The following is an 18,011-nucleotide window of genomic DNA, read 5'->3' on the forward strand; positions in this document are numbered from 1 at the left end:
CTACTTTTCCTGACTGAACTGCTGTAGCGCTTGCTCAAGTGATTCAATTTGCTGCTCAAGATCCTGATCGGAGACGACCTCAGTCGCTGACAGCGGCTGTTCATGAATCAGAGCTTGTCGTAACTGTTTCACCTGAACCTGATGATTTAATTTTTCTACGGTCAGTGTTGCTGCGTTTGGCGGCAGGCTATTATTTTTTTCGGGGCGCGGCAGCGTCGGTTCAATCACAGCGCGATTGGATAACCAAAGGTTGATGCTGGCCATAACTGCAACCAGCAGTAAAAGCGCTAACACCCAGCGAATCACCGTTGTTTTATGATTTATCATGAATAATTTATCAGTACCTGAAGCCAAATCGCGGATAACATACAACTTTATTGCAATAATCATTAGCACGCATATGCAAAAAGTTTGATTGGGTCACAAAAATATTGACTTCTATCCGATTGATTCGCTGAATTGCAGCGCCCGGGGATGGATAACTGTCGCGCTTTTTTGTGCTCTCGCGAGTCCATCGGGAGATCGGTCAATTAGTCTTGCGCAGCCGGAAGAGACAGGCCGTTCATTGGGGAGAGGGGGGCTTTTCTGAAGGAAAGAATAGCGGCATCGCCGCTATCATGGCAACAGACTGCCATGCACAATTTACCTCGATATTAACAGCTATCAGGGGCTTCGGTGGAATGGATGAAAGCGTGCCTAACAGCCACGCTATGAGCGTCTGCGAATAATGTCGAAGCTAAAAATCTCATCGGAATAGTAATCTTCGGTATAACAAAAAACTTCGCCTGAATCACTATAATAGGTTTCTTCTAACAAAATAAAGGGTTCCAGCGCCACCTCCATTTCCGGGATATCTCGCTGTGTCAGGACAACGGATTTTATTTTGGTTTTCGCGTAAGAAATACTTTTACCGGTCTCCTCAAGATAATCGAACAGAGAGCCACACAACGCATCATCACTCGCATGTTCAATGGCATGCAGCCTGAAATGATGAATATTAAACACCGCTATTTTGTCATTGGCATACCTCAATCTTTTGATCTCAACATACTTATCCCCTTCATCAATGTTGAGCTTGCTGGCCACTAACTGAGAGGCAGTTTTCACATGCTTGTATTTGAGGATGGTTTTTGGAGACAGGCCACAACTTTTGATTGCATCACTGACACTAAATAGCTTCGTTAAATCTAAATTCAGCGATGTCAGACCACGTCGCAGATAAGCACCTTTTCCCCGCACACGATATACCACCCCTTCTTGGATCAATTGGGCGAGCACTTCCCTGATGGTTGAACGAGAGACTTCCAACATGGAACACAAAGAGAGTTCAGAAGGCAGTTTCATGTCGCCACAACTCTCTGATAATTCACCCATTTTCAGAATCGCATCTTTCACAAAGTCTTTATTTTTGTGGCTTTTATCCATAACTACTCCAATTCATTCTTATCTGAATTCTACTCTTCATTTTCTTTTTTTATTCGGCTCTATTTCAAAATGAGATTTTAATCACATTAATCCAGCTAGAATTTTAACAACATGATAACGCTGTCAGACAACGATAGATAATAAGAACAAAAAACAGTCTAATAACGTATAAAAACAAATGATTTAAGCCAAAGACGTCAGACAACTAGGGGAATTTAAGATAAAAACAATAACCTTTAGGACCCTACACAATGAAAAACTACTATATCGGGATAGACATAGGCACAACCAACATAAAGTCGGTTTTGTTTGATCGTTCTTTTAATCAGGTGTTTGCCTCATCGATTCCAAATGAAACCATTTATCCACAAGATGGATGGTGTGAGCAGAACATGAATGACGTTTTCAACAAAACCATTCAGTCACTCAAGCACTTAACCAACGACGCGGGTGTCGATGTAAAAGACATAAAAGCGATTGGTATCAGCGGGCAAGGTGAAGGGGCTTGGTTGGTGGACCAAAATGGTCATCCTGTCAGAAATGCAATTATTTGGAGCGATACACGAGCATCATCCGTTATCAGCAAGATTGACCACGATTTAATCAAAGCGTTGGCATGTGAGACAGGCTCGGAGCCTCAACCGGGCAATATGTCAATGATTCTCAAGTGGCTGTCAGACAATGAACCAGCCACGTTAGCAAAAGCCAGCTACTCAGTCTTTGCGAAAGATTGGATCCGCTTCGGTCTCACGGGCCGCATGGATTTAGAACTGAGTGATGTGGGCACCTCGATGATAAACCTTAAAACACAATCCTTATCTGATTTAGTGTTTGAGAAACTCAATTTAAATGCCTGCTCATCACTATTTCCTCAGATCAAGAATAGTACGGAGATAGCCGGTAAAATCACCGATGAAGTGGCAAAACTCACCGGATTAAGCGCAGAGACTGTCGTGGTGATGGGCGGTGTCGATGTTTCTTGTGCTGCATTAGGTCTGGGGGCATGTGAAGAAGGGGATGTATTTAGCATTCTTGGCACCACCTGTTGTACCGGCGTGATTAGTAAAATCCCTGAAATTAAGGGCGAAGGACTGCGATGTATTCCCAATGTCGTCTCAGCGTCTTTCATTGATTTAATTGCAACACTTTCAGGAACACCGAATCTAGACTGGGCGATCGAGAACCTGTCTTGTCCTAAAGACTTTAAAGCAATAGAAGCGCTCATCTCCAGCGTATCGGTTGGTGCAGGCGGTGTCTGGTATCACCCTTATATTGGTGGCGAGCGAGCGCCGTTTCTAAATACCAATGCCAGAGCCTCCTTCTTCGGTATCAGTCAGGGAACCACTCAGGCACATCTGTTACGGGCCGTCTTTGAAGGCATTAGCTACACCATTAAAGATGCATTACAAGGACACCCCAAAGGCGAGTTTATCTATTTAGCCGGAGGAGGCTCTAACTCTAAATCGTGGTTACAAATTATTGCCGACATGACGGATCGAACCGTGATTGTTCCCGGAGATAAAGAAATTTCGGCCAAAGGCGCTGCGATGTTGGCTGGCATTGCCGTGGGCGATTTAAACGATATTCATGATGAAAAGTATTTCAACGTAGACGAAGAAATAAAACCGATTCAAGAAAATGTCATTGCTTATGAAAGATTATATTCTTTTTATAAAGAATTCCGAATTAAAGCAAATGATCTATGGAATTTAAGAGCTGATATAAGAAGAGGAAATTAATGAAAATTCTATTTACAGCGGAACATGATAATAACTTGGATAAATTAAAAGAACTCGGTGATGTGATTATATCAGGATGGGCATTAGGGGATCCCAAACTTACCGAAGATGAATTAATTGAATTAGCGAAAGACTGTGACATCATCATTACATCGTATGATGATATTACCGAAAAAGTCATTGTTGCATGTGAACAGTTAAAATTAATTGCTTGTACACGGGCAACCCCTGTGAATGTTGACTGTAAAGCAGCGACAAAACGAAATATTCCTGTCATTTATACACCGGGGCGAAATTCTGATGCCACCGCTGAATTGACAATTGCCCATATGCTCTGTGTCGCGAGAAATATACCGCAAGCCTATATGGCGTTAAAAAACGGTGAATATACTGACGCGAATCGCGCAGATTTATCAGGAGACGGTGTACAAAAAGACGCAATATGGGATGTCACATCAGACAGTCCTTATGAAGTATTTAAGGGTTTTGAGCTCCATGGCAAAACACTGGGTATTATTGGCTATGGTTCTATTGGCCGAAGAGTGGGTCGAATCGCCCGGGGTTTCGGCATGGCGCTGGCGATTTATGATCCCTTTTTATCCGCCGTGGATGTCAATGAACCTGGCGTCAAAATTGTGAGTCTCGATGAACTACTCTGTCACTCAGATTTCGTCACCTTGCATTTAAAAGTATCGGAATCAACCATTGGTTTCTTAAATCAAGAACGAATTGGCATGATGAAGGAAAGTGCATTTTTAATTAATACATCAAGAGCGGCTGTTTTGGATGAAGAAGCAGTGATTGAAGCATTGCGTGAAAATAGAATTAAAGGTGCGGGTTTTGATGTCTATGCACATGAACCCATTCATGCCGACCATCCTTATATTAAAGAACTAAATAATGTCACGATCACACCACATATTGCCGGCGCAACGGTAGAAGTGCTAACCAACCATACCAACATGATTATTGATGACATTAATCGCTTTTTGAAAAATGAGCCGATGTTACATCAATATAATTAATTACCCGTAATTAAAAATTAAATAAACATATATTAAGGACATTGATTATGTTAATGAAATACGAACGCGAAGAAATTATTGAAACATGTAAAAAGCTAGTCACCCATGGTCTTACGATTGGTACCGGCGGTAATATTTCGGTATTTGACCGACAACAGGGACTTATGGCAATTAGTGCATCTGGTGTCGATTATTTTTCCGCAAAACCAGAAGATATTGTTATTTTTGATATGGATGGAAAAATTGTAGATTCCCAAAGAAAACCCAGCTCAGAATGGAGCATGCATAAAGTTTTCTATGATCGCCGTGATGACATTAATGCGGTTGTTCACGCTCATTCTACATACGCCACCGTCCTCGCCACACTCCGCCAAGGTCTGCCGGCATCCAACTACTTAGTCGCATTTTCAGGGCTGGACGTTCGTTGTGCAGACTACGAAACATTCGGGACGCCAGAGCTTGCCGAAGCAGCATACCAAGCCATGATTGACAGAAAAGCGGTTTTACTGGCCAACCATGGCTTGTTGGCGGGTTCAGGAACGCTAGATGCGGCATTCAATATTGCTGAGGAAATAGAACACTGCTGCAAAATTCACTGTATTGCTTCTGCAATGGGTCAACCTGTTGTACTTCCTGAAGATGAAATGGTTTTGATGCAAGAAAAATTCAAGACCTACGGACAACCACAAAAATAATAAAAACAGGCTCTGATTGTTAATCATACAGAGCCTCTGTCCCCTACAAAAAAGGAAATAATAATGGAATACATACAAATATTTATCGGCTTCTTTGGCAAAGCCGGAGAAACATTTATGAGTATGGCCGGTGGCATTATTCCGATGCTAATCGCGCTCCTTATCGTTGTGAATACTTGTTTCCGCTTCATTGGTCAAAAACGAATGGATAAAGTCGCAACATTATTAGGTAAAAATAGGATTTTGGCATATGGCATCCTGCCCCCGATTGCATGGCTGTTAATGTCTTTCCCTGGCGCATTAACAATCGGCAAGTTGTTACCTGAAAAAAACAAACTCGGATACCAAGGTGCACTTGTGACGACCGCCCACCCTCTCACATCACTTTTCCCACATGTTTTGCCATCTGAATTATTTATTTGGCTCGGTGTTTCTGCGGGTATCACTCAGCTTGATTTACCGGTTCAAGATTTAGCGATTCGCTTTATCGCTGCAGCAATATGTATCGGCATTGTACGAGGCTTTATGACAGACGCGATTCATGCTGTGCTGAAGCGTCGAGCGCAATCATCGACACCAGATGAAAGCGAGTCACTGGATTCAACGTTATCGCCTGAAGAAACCAAATCATAAGGATTCCATATCATGAATTTGAATATATTTTTAAACGTTGTGGAAAAGTTGGGTGGCAATATCGGGACTGTCGTTGGCCATGTATTTGCCGCTGCACAAGATGCCTTTGAATTGGTGATAAAAACGGTACTGCCGTTTATGGCGTTTGTGGCGATTTTGATTACGTTTGTCAAAGAAACGGGGTTAGGCGATCTGATAGCCCACGTATTGACACCGCTCGGAGACAGTTTAATTGGCCTTATCATTCTTTCGGCGATTTGCGGATTTCCGTTAATTGCCCCGATCCTGAGCCCGGGCGCCGCCGTTGCGCAAGTTGTCGGGGTCACCGTCGGCGGACTCATTGGTACTGGTATTATACCGCCGATGTACGCTTTACCCGCGCTATTTGCGATTAATGTCCAAGCGGCAGCGGACTCTATTCCTCTGATGCTATCGATGCAAGATGCTAAACCTGAGACCATTAAAACAGGTGTTCCGGCATTATTAATATCGAGGCAAATTACAGGGCCGATCGCGGTACTGATTGGTTACCTGTTTGCCCTTGGTTTATATTGAAACTCAAAAATATGTCGTTTGACTCTCATCAGATCGTTTGGAATTTGATCGTTTAAAAATAGTATTGTTGCTTCATTAGCGTCATAGAAACGGCTACTCTAAAATAGGGTAGCCGATTTTATTTTTTCATCCGCGTCACGACCCACTCAATCTATTGTCTCTACACAATTGTGCAGCGACAATAAAGTTTGTATTTAATTGTATTTTTAAGACAAGTAGATTCTGTACTTAACCTAAAGCCCGAACCTATTGCTTCCCCTAAATTTACACGAAACGTGAATTTACATGAATCATGTAAATATTCTTTCCGTGTAAATTTGACCACTATCCCTCATTTATCCATGAAATCCATCTATCTTTCTAGAAAATCACACTTCCCTGTGGATCCATAAGAGGTCTCTGATGAACGAAAATCTCGACGAGTTGCTCCCTACACTAAAAGAATTCAACCTAGAAAATGTATCCTTTAAGGTGGTCGACCCATCACTATTACCAGAAAAAACGCTAAAGTCTTTCAATATCTTTATGTCAGGTTCAACTGTCCCACACAGGACTTACGTATACAGTTATGATTATGCAAGATTTTGTATGCTCGTTCGTAGGGGTGATATACTTATATTGTGTCAATTATTTATTTACTATCAATTAGTTATATATATAACAGTAATCCGACATAAATCGATATAGCTAAGTGAATCGTAACGGTTGAGCCTGACTCAACCTATAAATCTAGTGTTCAGCAATAACCTTCAGAATTAAAATTAGGTTTCATTTGGCAAAAGACCTAACCCAGACCAAATGCCATATGACTATAATGTGTGCCATATCATAAACATATCGCTTGAATATAGAGTAAGCTACCACTGATGCATATATATACAAATTGGAATCTATTCACCTAACGTCATCAGGGAAGGAGCCTTTAATGGCCGAAACATTTAGCAATCTAAATTTCAAACGAATCATTCTCCATAACGTATACCCACCAAATGATGAAGGACTGGTAACACCATTTTGCAGTACTGTTTTAACGCAACTAGATCATAACGCTTCACAGAAGCTCGAAGAACGTCTTACATCAGTTTTAGGGTCTAGTTCACATAGCTTACAGATGAACATAGCCCAAGACGGTAAAGCAAGTTGCTTTCACTTTTCCAGTCAACTACTGGACGCATCAGACAGTGACTTCATAAAAGATTCGTGTGAACTTGCAAATTTGCATACTTCCGCCCATACAAATAAATCTTGGCCCGGTGGCACACTGGTAATCATCGACGGAACATCTGGTGCAGCTAACCGGAGATGCTTATTCATAATAAAAGCCGAGCAGCAAGCCGGATTTATTGAAAGCCAAGAAGAAAACACTATCAAACTGTCTTACATAGAAAATCTGATCCTTACTCCCCAAGCGAGGCTTTACAAAGTGGGGGTTTTTGTCGAACAAGATGACAAATCCTTAGCTGATGAGATTCGCGATAAAGACGAATTTGAGGCCTATGTTTTCGATAGCAACATTAAGGCAAAAGATGATCGTAACGCGGCTAAATACTTCTATTCCGGTTTTCTAGGCCTTCAAGTGCCTGAAAATGCAGAACAAAGAACTCGTGACTTTTTCGAATATTCTAGAGAGTACATAAATGGTTCTCGGCTACCTGATGAGAAAAAAATAGATGTTCAACAAGCTCTACACACCTACCTAAAAACTGATCAAAGTAATACAATCCAGGCCTCCGAATTCGCAGAAAAATACCTGCCGGAGGAGTACCGGGATGACTATAATGATTATGTCGTTAAAAAAGGTTTTCCTGCTACTGCAGTAGTAAAAGACACCTCTCTGATAAAGAGGAAGTTAGCCACTCGTAAGATGAACTTTTCTAGTGATGTAAAGCTAACTGCACCAGCAGAGAAGTTCTCAGAGTTAGTGAAGATTATTGAAGCAACTGATGACCATACAACAATCCAGGTCAAAGGTAAGCTTTCAGAACAAGACAAATGACCCAGGAAGAATTTGCTGCACGTTATGAACAAGAAAAGCCTATGTATGAAGCATGGGCTGATTTTGTGTTGTCTGAGATTAAGTCCGGCTTACTTAATTTGCTAGGTAACAGTAAACCTAAGTACGATGAATACGTAAAAATGACTCCATCCAGCAGAGTCAAAACAACAGAGTCTCTTCTTACAAAGGCTTTTATTCGAAAAAAAGATAAATACCAAGATCCTTACTCACAAATAACGGATAAAGCTGGGATTCGTTTTGTCGTTCTCTTAACACAACAATTGGATCAACTTTGTTCTATCATCGAAAACCACAAATCTTGGACATATTCCAAAGACAAAGAATTTGATGAGTGGCGAACATCAGATCCTCGAATGTTCGATTATCAATCTGTACACTACATCGTTCGCGCCCAAATGACCTTCGTCCATAAAGGCGTAACAATCGATGAAGATACACCTTGTGAAGTTCAGTTTAGAACATTGCTACAACATGCCTACGCAGAATTAGCACATGACACCATATACAAAGGAGATGTGGATGCATCTCCAACAGTCAAACGCTGCTTTGCTAAAAGCATGGCCTTAATGGAAACCACAGATGAACTATTGTGCGGAGCAAAAGCCGAATTAGAAAAATGTGCAGGCATTATTACACAATGGCGAGAAGTGGCACTAAGTCAAGCCAGCAAGCTTTTACCAGCTTCGCATTGGATTGATGATACCAAAAACATTGAATTTTACCTGTCAGAGTTCCAACCATTGCTCAGTACGTTAAGTATTGATGACTTGCTTGAATTTTTAGGTGACCATGAATATTCATTTTTGGCATCACGAATTGAATCCCACCAAAATAATAAAGCTTTTGTTGAATTTAAACTTCCTGTGATTCTTGTCTGTTATTTTTTAGCCAAAAAGAAAAAATCAGTTATAAAAAAATATTGGCCAACAGACTTTCATGTTTTACAAATTATTTTTAACGATCTCGGTTTAGCACCTAACTGGGCTACACACTAAAATCCAGAGATTACGCACCATTTCCTAGAACAACCAATTTAGAGTTATCGATTATATTTAGCGCTAAACAGGCAAGATATTTTCTTTTATCAGTTGAGAAGCACCTAACCCTGAAGCCTTTGTGACATATTGCATATTGGCTCCAGCTAGAATTGCAGATACCGCCATTATATCTCGGATTGAGTGCAAAGTTTTCCCTTCGGCTTGAACAGTATCAAATACTTTAAAAGCTTCTCTGAACATCTTGTTGAGCACCTTAGGATCAATCGGCTTTAGACCAGACTTAGAGACTAACAAAGGACTATTTGAATTAAATTTGCCATTAAGCCTACTCTCGATATACCTTTTCATTTTCTTTTCAACATTCCTTGGTAACAGAGCCGTTCTATAGGAGCAACCAACCCTCTCTCTTTTCAATCGAATAACTAATAAACCTGATATAGGCTCACGACTAATGTCATCAAATATTGGAAAAGTCTCTCCTATAGATGTTAATTCACTATGTGTACTAAACGTCGATTTCATGAGCGTGAACAGCCACTCGACAGTATCAGCCTCATAGCTAGATGGTTCAAAAAAATGGCCAATATGGGATAGTAAATCAGAATAAATCGATATTTGACGATCACTAATATGGACGGGCAAACTCGAATTTTGAAATATTGACACAAGAATACTTCTTACATCAACTTCATCGACCGGCCTGAAAGCAGTACCATCTTCAATATCTGTACAATACTCTCTATAAGGACATGAAAGGCAGTCGTGACGTGCTTTATAAAAATAAAAACCATCTCTTACACAAGCTTCAACGCTGGCATATAGAAACGTTTTTAATACCTCTTTTTCATTATCAGGGAAACTATTCAGGTATTGATAAAACAAACTGATCGTATTGGAGAAAGCCCCCTCATAACCATTAAAATCAAAAAAACCAAAGCTACGAGTACTTTTAAAATACTCAACCAATACACATGGAGCAACTACACTAGATCTGTTTTCGTATAAGTTTTTTGTTGAAATCGCACTCTCTGGATAAGAGAGGAAATCTCCGTCTAATACTTTCATAAATGTATCGGACAGACTTAATCCTAATTTATCTGACGTATCAAAAATGCTTAACAACTTGTGTCCGTGGACTAGACACCGATGATTAAACATCCAATCTTTCCTTAGCCACGAATGCCCATAGTAATAGATCTGTTCAGAGATGCAATCCGGACAATAACGCATTGATTTATCATTTTTCTCATCAGGAAATACAACCTCATTACTCCCAAGAGATTGTGAAGTAATGAGTTGACTGTTCGGAGCACTTTTGGCTCTTTTACTAGCTTCTTCAAAGAGCAAACTGTGACTTTCGCCAACTAATTCATATAACTTATCGGATGCTTTTTTAGGATTAACAAAATTTCCATTTTTCAGGAGGATATACTTGTGAAAAAACGGTGCAGTTAAAATACTATTAAAACGAGCAAGCCTATATATGTAACTGTACAGAGACTCACTTGCCTTCAGATGTGGAACAAACATATCTATAACCTAAATTAGTAAACGCGTTGATCTTGCCCTAGTTGAAGGTGAACAGAAAGTCTGGGATTACTCAATGAATGTAATTAAAGAGTACTTGTAAGGGAAATCAGATATGCCCGTCGACTTTCTAACAACTGACCAAAAGCAAAGTTACGGGCAATTCAGCGGAGACCCAAATGATGTTCAGCTTGCACGTTACTTTCACTTAGATGAAACCGACCTGGAGTTTATAGCTCTGCGTCGCGGTGATCACAATCGGTTTGGTGTCGCCCTGCAATTAGGCTGTGTTCGCTTCCTGGGTACTGTCTTAACTGATTTAAGTCAGGTTCCAGTGAATGCCCCAAACCTTTCTAGTTACATTTTCTTTTCAACTGTTGGTAAACTGGTTTTGCTATACTAAAACTTACTTGGGAGCAAATATAACTGATAGTCATAATATCTAAAGGGGGATTATTTTGACTCTAGATAAAAACAGAAGAGATAGCGAAGATATAGATGTTGAAGGTGCTATCAAGCGTATGCGATCTCATTCAAGAAATACCAGATCATCATTTGGTAAACATCTTAAAGTTAAAGCGCCCAAGTCTGCATATGGACGCTTTGCTGGGCCAACCAAAACATAAAAGAGGTATTTTTAACCATGTAATCCAGAGTTTGCTTCTTTAATTCAGTGATGTCATTGATTATCTGAGATGAAGAAAATGGCAGCGATAACATTGATTTGCTGCCAAACCTGAATCAAAAATGCCCCTTTCCAATTTAACGTAAATACTCAGTGATGAGTTACTCCACGGACTTTTCGATACTTTTTCTAATATCGCAACATCAAAACAATGGTACCTTCTGAGTCGCTGGCTATTCTGATAGATATTTACTTAGAATTATGGGCCACGCGTTTCCCTCCACGATTAAAAACACTTTTACGTCGACGAAATTTAACCATTAAAGATTAATAGAACCTGGATAACCGGCCAATGAGGTCACAATTCTCAGAATCTACTCATTTCGTTTGATGGTGTATGAATTATAATTAATAACGTTATACGAGCTATAATGTAAGTAAATATTGCAAATGCAGAGTCGTATGCAATGAGTTTGTTGAAGTGTTTGAGGCGGGCTAGGTCTTTCGGCGGTAGTTATCCGTTAGCTGTCACTGCTCAAACCGGGAGATGTGTATGAGTTCAACAAATACCAAATCTGGTGCCTCCTCTTGTCATGAAGGAGGATCAGCAACTTCACATCATGCACATGAGACGCACAGTCACTATCAAGCTGATAACTCAGCTCTACAGGAACTCATCATTGAGGGTGCGGGTTGCGCAAGCTGTGTAGGGAAAATCGAATCAGCGTTAAAGGCAGTGCCCGGAGTGGATGGCGCTGAGATGAATTTTTCCCAGCGTACGGTAAGTGTGACTGGAACAGCTCAGACAGATACTTTGGTTAAAGCGGTAGAAAAAGCAGGCTACAAGGCAAAAGTTGCTGTTGCTGAGAGTGAAGATGATGCACTGAACGAAAAAGAGCAGGAAGACTGGGCTTACTACAAACGACTAATGCGTGAAATGACCATCGCATTGTCACTGGGTGTGCCCTTGATGGTTTACAGTATTATCGTTGGCGAAATGACGGTAAGCACAACAGGCGAGCGTCTTGCCTGGCTGGTTGTTGGGCTACTGACCCTTGGAGTCATGGTGTTTTCGGGCAAACACTTTTTCGTAGGAGCCTGGCAGTCCTTTAAAAATCATTCGGCCAATATGGATACCCTGATTGCATTGGGTACCGGGACCGCATGGGTTTATTCTATGGTCGTTGTGTTCGTACCTTATGCTATCCCGGAAATGGCTCGCCACGTCTATTTCGAAGCCACGGCCATGATTATTGGTTTAATCGATCTGGGGCTGGCACTCGAACTCAAAGCCCGTGGACGCACATCGGAGGCCATTAAGCGTCTAATAGGTCTGCAAGCCAAAACTGCCAGAGTTATTCGCGATAATAAAGAGTTGGATGTTGCCATTGAAAAGGTGCTGATGGACGATGTTGTGCGTGTCCGTCCTGGTGAAAAAATTCCAGTTGATGGTGACGTTATCGAAGGGCATACCGCTATTGATGAGTCTATGTTAACAGGTGAACCTATGCCCGTTGAAAAAAACGTAGGTGATTCTGTCGCGGCGGGTACCATCAATAAAAGTGGTTCCATTTTGTTTAAAGCAACTCGTGTTGGTAAGGACACAGCATTGGCGCAGATCATTAACATGGTTAAACGGGCGCAGAATTCGAAGCCACCAATAGGCCGTTTGGTTGATGTAATATCCGCGTATTTTGTTCCTGTGGTGATGATAATCGCAGTCAGCAGTGCACTGGTTTGGCTCAACTTTGGTCCGGATCCGGCTGTGGCATTTTCCATCGTATCGGCAACGACAGTACTGATTATCGCCTGCCCTTGTGCGTTAGGTCTTGCAACGCCTATGTCGGTCATGGTGGGGGTGGGTAAAGCGGCAGAAGTTGGTGTGCTGATTCGCAATGGCGAAGCGTTGCAAACCGCATCGAAGATATCTGCAATGATTCTTGATAAGACCGGCACCATCACCCAGGGCTCACCTAAAGTCACTGATGTATTGGTTGCGGGTGAGCAGAATGAAGACACCATACTCAAACTGGCGGCAACATTAGAATCCGGCTCCGAACATCCGTTGGCACTGGCGATTGTGGAATCCGCCCGGGAGAAAGGTATCGAAATGGGGAAGGTTTCCAATTTCAAAGCTATCGCCGGGCACGGTGTGCAAGCAGAAGTGAATGGCAAAACACTACTGTTCGGTAATGAAAAACTGATGCGTGAGCATAACATCGAACTCGGTGATTTTATTGAAAAGGCACAAGCCCTGGCCATCGAAGCAAAAACCCCGATGTACTTCGCTGTGGGCAACCAGCTTTCCGCGATTATTGCGGTGGCCGATCCTATTAAGGAGGATTCAATCGCTGCCATCAAACGCTTACAACATAACGGCATCCGCGTCGTCATGTTAACCGGCGACAATCGAGCCACTGCAAAAGCCGTCGCCGATAAAGCGGGCATCAAAGAGTTCTTTTCTGAAGTACTACCGGAAGATAAATCCAAAAAGGTTCAGGAATTACAGATGGAAGGTGAAGTGGTCGGAATGACCGGTGACGGAATCAATGATGCACCGGCTCTGGCAATTGCTAATGTGGGCTTTGCCATCGGCACGGGTACGGACGTGGCGATTGAGAGTGCTGATATTACCTTAATGCGCGGATCACTGCATGGGCTTGCCGATGCCATTGCCGTAAGCAAAGCCACAATGCGAAATATCAAACAGAATCTGTTCGGTGCTTTTATTTACAACGCTGCGGGAGTGCCTTTTGCAGCGGGTGTGCTGTATCCATTTTTTGGTTTGCTGTTAAGCCCTGTCATAGCCGGTGCTGCGATGGCATTTTCGTCATTAACTGTTGTGACGAACGCTAACCGCCTGCGGTTGTTTAAAGCGCAGGAACATTAAGGGGAGCAGGTATGTGGTTTATTAATATTGCTGGCATGGTTCTGATCGCACTCATTATTTGGTGGTTTTGGCTTTACAAGCCCAAAGAAGCGGAGTTGGGAGACAATGATCTGGTGATTACAGTTGAAAACGGCACCTATTCGCCTTCGCGAATCAAGTTGCCCGCAGGCGAACCTGTCGAACTTAAATTCCTGCGCAAAGATCAATCCCCTTGCTCAGAAACTCTGCTCATTCCTGAATTGCAAATCAGTGACACCTTGCCACTCAACAAACTGAAATCCGTCCAGTTGCCTGCACTGAAGTCAGGTGAATACGCCTTTCATTGCCAGATGCAAATGTATCGTGGCCAGATCATAGTTAGTTAGGGGTGGTTTGTTTTGCTCCATTAAATAATTTGAGCGCAGTGCGATAGGTGGCGATTTTCAATTTCATTTGTGAGGTGTGATATGTCAACACAAAAATCATCATTCTGGTTAACTCCTAAAGGGTTGGCGGCGCTTGGGCTTATCGGTGCAGCAACGTATTTCCTACTGACGGAACACCAGCAGCATGTCTGGCAGTTTTTGCCGTACCTGATTGTCTTAGCGTGCCCCTTTATGCATCTATTTATGCATCATGGTGGGCATGGTGGGCATGGTGGGGACCATCGGCACGAAGGTAAGTCTGATCAAGATGCTAATCAACGTGGATTAGATGATGGACACAGGGACAACGATCATCGGCATCACCATTGAAACGATTTAGAACGGGAGAACGATAAATGCACGACGATTCCGCTTATGGTTTTTGGCCGCTGGTGATATTGAATTCGGCTATCTTTATTTTCTTCGCTTTTAGCTTTACCAAGCCGAAAACGAAAACTGACTGGCGCAGTCTTGGGGCTTTTTCTGCCTTTATCATTGCGCTTTTTACCGAGATGTATGGATTTCCGCTAACAATTTATTTTTTGTCCGGTTGGTTGAGTAAACACTATCCAAATGTGGACTTTTTCAGTCACGACAACGGACATCTGCTGCACACGATTTTGGGTTTCGAAGGCAACCCTCATTGGGACCCGCTGCATATCGCCAGCAATATACTTATCGTACTTGGCTTCTTTTTGTTAGCGTCGGCATGGAATGTCCTGCATAAAGCACAGCAAGCTCATTCCTTAGCGGCTACAGGTTGGTATGCTCGCTGTCGTCACCCGCAATATATTGCTTTCATCATGATTATGTTTGGATTCCTGTTGCAGTGGCCTACGCTTCCCACATTGGTGATGTTCCCTATATTGGTGGTGGTTTATGTACGACTGGCTAAACGTGAAGAGCGTGTAGCCATTGAAGAGTTTGGCGATGATTATCGCCATTATATGGAATCGACACCAGGATGGATTCCCAAAATTACTATCGATTAAACGACTATAACCTATTAAGGATTATGCTATGAAAAATTCTATGAAAGCACTGTTTTCCACCATCGTTGTTGCCGCTGTAATGTCTTCACCGATCTTTGCGGAAAAAGGATATGCACACGGTGATGAAAACCAATCCATAGGCGGCTCCATGATGATGGGTATGATGAGCCGAGAACAGATGGCAGATATGTCTGAGCACATGCAAAAAATGCTCAAAATAATGGACAAAATCAAAGGTGAAACCGATCCGGAAAAACGTCAGCAATTAATGCAGGAACATATGCAGGCCATGCAGGAGGGGATGCAGATGATGAATAAAGGTATGCCTATGCAAGACAGTATGAAAATGACTGAACATCAAGGTAAAGGCATGTCGGATAAAATGGGTGAGCCAGACATGATGAAGCGTATGGAGATGATGGAAGAGCGCATGGGGATGATGCAAATGATGATGGGACAGATGATGGAGCATGAATCTGAAGCGAAAGATTAACAGCATTACTTTCCCTGTGTCTATTGACCTTCCCCTAAGGGAAGGGTTTATAAGTTCTCTTAGGTTGTGTCATAAACACAATTTTGTAAGGATACCTGAGAGGTTGTGATGCTAAAACCGTTGCATACAATTTGGTTAACCGGACTCACACTGTTTGCTTTATTGCTCTCTAGTGTATCTGCCAGTGCCTCTCTTAATATGCCGCTCAAAAATAGGGGCGATTCTTTAACTGTATCGTCTCTTTCACATGATGAGCATTTAAAGTGTTTGTCATCACAACTCGAATCAATAATGACCGAAACAGATTGTCATGATTCAACCAATGATATGAATCCAGAGCATCAGTGCTACCCTTCGAGCTGTTTAGCTAGCGCTCTGCTGATTTCTCAAGTCATCATTACAAACTATCAAACACCCCAACGTATCCCTTTCTTCAGGGAAACTGCTGAGTATATCAACTCGGTAACAGGCAATTTGTATCACCCTCCAATAGTCTGATTCCTTCTTAACGGTTAATACCCTCGTCAACAGTGGCTTTGACATGCTTATTTTGCATGACGTTTGTCTGTATAACCGGCTCAATTTCGTTATTAGCTAACGAGCATTTTTGCAGTATCTATCAACTCGAAAAGGAAAATCATCAGTGAATATGCGAAAACCTTTAGCTTGCTTTGCTGCCTTGCTACTTGGATTGAATTCGATCACAGCATTCGCTCATGAAGGTATGCATGACTCAGAGAGGGACTCTGGTTTGAAAGAAGTGAACCAAGACGTACCAGCATTAGCACTGGATTCTGCTGAATTTAAACAAGCCCAAAACCTTTTTCGTACGGTTGGTGGCTATGGCTGCACCGCATGCCATGGTCTGTTTGCTCAAGGGGGCGGTAACGTGGGGGGAAATATAAGAGACCATTCACTAAGCCAGATAAATTATGCCCTTCAGAATGAGCCAACAATGAAGCTACTGAATAATGCACTTAGCGATGGAGATAAATATGCTCTGGCTGGATATCTCAAAGCTTTGGGTAAATTGGAACTCATTGAGTGGACGATTGATGGAGAGGTTTCATACACCAAGGTGGAAATTGATAAAGAATCAGATAATCAACTGGTTATATTCAACAAAACTTTTGACTCTATCGATTTGTCTTTGATGCCGATTGGTAATAATCACACACTTTCAATCGAACCCTATGCAACAGAATCGTATACGTGGAAAGCACAACCCGGTGAATACAGATTGCAATACAACCAGCATGTTCTTGATATGTCCTTCAGGTTCTGAATAAAAGGAAAATTTAATGAATAAGTATCTCAACATTACCGCTATTTCAGCTCTTATGTTTAGTGCAAGCACTTTTGCTAATCCTGTCGTGGAGCTTTATAAGTCGCCGACATGTGGCTGTTGCAGTCAATGGGCAGCCACAATGGAAAAGGCGGGATATTTCGTCAATATTCACAAACAGGAAAACTGGGCGTCGGTAAAAGCCCCATTCAATATGCCTAAACAGCTAGCGTCTTGTCATACGGCGCTTATCGACGGATATATGATTGAAGGCCACGTTCCTGAAGCAGATATTGCTCGTCTCTTAATAGAAAGACCTCAGGATATATCAGGTTTGTCAGTCCCGGGAATGCCTCGTTATTCACCAGGTATGGCTAGAGAGGGTGAAGAATATCAAGGCTTTAATATTGTTGCTTTTGATAGAGAAGGCAAACTAAGTCTGTTTAACAAATACTAGCAACTGACAACAGTTCTGCTGATGTCTGAGTATCTTAATACCGGCACAGTATTCAACAAATGACATGGAGAAAATATTATGAGTTGTTGTAATCGGCCTCCAGCTGGAGGTCCCAATAGTAATGAAATGGGTACCATGCTTAAAGGGTTAGGCGTGTTTTTAGTCTTGATTTTAGTTTTGGCTTATTTCTTTGGCTAACAACCATTTTGCTGCCAAATAGTAATTCCGGCTACTCCTTTCAGTAGCCGGAT

The 18,011-nt window shown here is 42.0% G+C and carries 18 protein-coding genes and 1 pseudogene; 16 read left to right on the plus strand and 3 right to left on the minus strand.

Features of this window, described 5'->3' with window-relative positions; translation table 11 throughout:
* Together OCU60_RS17340 and OCU60_RS17345 are read right to left on the minus strand one after the other, a co-directional pair.
* Complete coding sequence (locus OCU60_RS17340; RefSeq protein WP_139302154.1) at positions 1–327, minus strand: hypothetical protein; 327 nt, start codon at positions 325–327, stop codon at positions 1–3.
* A 381-nt stretch (positions 328–708) separates the two neighbouring features.
* Positions 709–1,425 carry a GntR family transcriptional regulator gene (locus OCU60_RS17345; protein WP_074374634.1) on the minus strand — a complete coding sequence of 239 codons (717 nt, stop codon included), beginning with the start codon at positions 1,423–1,425 and terminating at the stop codon, positions 709–711.
* 251 nt (positions 1,426–1,676) lie between these two features.
* Between OCU60_RS17345 and OCU60_RS17350 the strand changes: the two genes are divergently transcribed.
* The 7 genes from OCU60_RS17350 to OCU60_RS17385 all read left to right on the plus strand — a co-directional run bounded on the left by OCU60_RS17350 (position 1,677) and on the right by OCU60_RS17385 (position 9,084).
* The gene (locus OCU60_RS17350; RefSeq protein WP_074374633.1) at positions 1,677–3,164 is read left to right on the plus strand and encodes an FGGY-family carbohydrate kinase; all 1,488 of its coding nucleotides are present in this window, start codon (positions 1,677–1,679) and stop codon (positions 3,162–3,164) included.
* Entirely contained in the window at positions 3,164–4,189 is a 1,026-nt protein-coding gene (locus OCU60_RS17355; RefSeq protein ID WP_074374632.1) for a 2-hydroxyacid dehydrogenase, read from the plus strand. Before OCU60_RS17350 ends, OCU60_RS17355 begins: the two co-directional genes overlap by 1 nt.
* 47 nt (positions 4,190–4,236) lie before the next feature.
* The gene (locus OCU60_RS17360) at positions 4,237–4,884 is read left to right on the plus strand and encodes an L-fuculose-phosphate aldolase (RefSeq protein WP_074374631.1); all 648 of its coding nucleotides are present in this window, start codon (positions 4,237–4,239) and stop codon (positions 4,882–4,884) included.
* A gap of 63 nt (positions 4,885–4,947) precedes the next feature.
* A complete protein-coding gene (gene srlA, locus OCU60_RS17365; protein WP_074374630.1) occupies positions 4,948–5,517 on the plus strand; it encodes a PTS glucitol/sorbitol transporter subunit IIC in 570 nt (189 codons plus the stop codon).
* Between the two features lie 12 nt (positions 5,518–5,529).
* Positions 5,530–6,072 (plus strand): PTS glucitol/sorbitol transporter subunit IIB, encoded by a 543-nt coding sequence (locus OCU60_RS17370; protein WP_074374629.1) that lies wholly within the window; start codon positions 5,530–5,532, stop codon positions 6,070–6,072.
* A 925-nt stretch (positions 6,073–6,997) separates the two neighbouring features.
* Entirely contained in the window at positions 6,998–8,068 is a 1,071-nt protein-coding gene (locus OCU60_RS17380) for a nucleoid-associated protein (RefSeq protein WP_074374628.1), read from the plus strand.
* A complete protein-coding gene (locus OCU60_RS17385) occupies positions 8,065–9,084 on the plus strand; it encodes a GTP pyrophosphokinase (RefSeq protein WP_074374627.1) in 1,020 nt (339 codons plus the stop codon). Before OCU60_RS17380 ends, OCU60_RS17385 begins: the two co-directional genes overlap by 4 nt.
* A gap of 63 nt (positions 9,085–9,147) precedes the next feature.
* On the opposite strand, the gene OCU60_RS17390 is transcribed toward OCU60_RS17385, so the two are convergent.
* Positions 9,148–10,617, minus strand: coding sequence for a TniQ family protein (locus OCU60_RS17390; protein ID WP_074374626.1), 1,470 nt, complete (start codon positions 10,615–10,617; stop codon positions 9,148–9,150).
* A gap of 112 nt (positions 10,618–10,729) precedes the next feature.
* On the opposite strand from OCU60_RS17390, the pseudogene OCU60_RS17395 reads away from it, so the two are divergent.
* From OCU60_RS17395 to OCU60_RS17435, 9 genes and pseudogenes are all read left to right on the plus strand, one after another.
* Positions 10,730–10,945, plus strand: a pseudogene (locus OCU60_RS17395) (DUF4158 domain-containing protein); the annotation flags it as partial.
* A gap of 847 nt (positions 10,946–11,792) precedes the next feature.
* Positions 11,793–14,129 carry a heavy metal translocating P-type ATPase gene (locus OCU60_RS17400; RefSeq protein WP_205410533.1) on the plus strand — a complete coding sequence of 779 codons (2,337 nt, stop codon included), beginning with the start codon at positions 11,793–11,795 and terminating at the stop codon, positions 14,127–14,129.
* A gap of 11 nt (positions 14,130–14,140) precedes the next feature.
* Positions 14,141–14,494 (plus strand): cupredoxin domain-containing protein, encoded by a 354-nt coding sequence (locus tag OCU60_RS17405; protein ID WP_074374625.1) that lies wholly within the window; start codon positions 14,141–14,143, stop codon positions 14,492–14,494.
* Between the two features lie 81 nt (positions 14,495–14,575).
* The gene (locus tag OCU60_RS17410) at positions 14,576–14,863 is read left to right on the plus strand and encodes a DUF2933 domain-containing protein (protein ID WP_074374624.1); all 288 of its coding nucleotides are present in this window, start codon (positions 14,576–14,578) and stop codon (positions 14,861–14,863) included.
* Positions 14,864–14,889: 26 nt separating this feature from the next.
* Positions 14,890–15,525, plus strand: a complete 636-nt coding sequence (locus tag OCU60_RS17415) for a methyltransferase family protein (RefSeq protein WP_074374623.1) — start codon at positions 14,890–14,892, stop codon at positions 15,523–15,525.
* Between the two features lie 40 nt (positions 15,526–15,565).
* Positions 15,566–16,018: a hypothetical protein gene (locus OCU60_RS17420; RefSeq protein ID WP_074374759.1), complete on the plus strand. Its 453-nt coding sequence runs from the start codon at positions 15,566–15,568 to the stop codon at positions 16,016–16,018.
* Between the two features lie 108 nt (positions 16,019–16,126).
* On the plus strand, positions 16,127–16,516 hold the full coding sequence (locus tag OCU60_RS17425; protein ID WP_139302153.1) for a hypothetical protein: 390 nt from the start codon (positions 16,127–16,129) through the stop codon (positions 16,514–16,516).
* Between the two features lie 145 nt (positions 16,517–16,661).
* On the plus strand, positions 16,662–17,303 hold the full coding sequence (locus OCU60_RS17430) for a c-type cytochrome (RefSeq protein WP_139302152.1): 642 nt from the start codon (positions 16,662–16,664) through the stop codon (positions 17,301–17,303).
* Positions 17,304–17,319: 16 nt separating this feature from the next.
* Complete coding sequence (locus OCU60_RS17435; RefSeq protein WP_074374621.1) at positions 17,320–17,760, plus strand: DUF411 domain-containing protein; 441 nt, start codon at positions 17,320–17,322, stop codon at positions 17,758–17,760.
* Positions 17,761–18,011 lie beyond the last annotated feature (251 nt).

The sequence above is a fragment of the Vibrio spartinae genome (genome assembly GCF_024347135.1).
In the GTDB taxonomy this organism is placed as follows: Bacteria; Pseudomonadota; Gammaproteobacteria; order Enterobacterales; family Vibrionaceae; genus Vibrio; species Vibrio spartinae.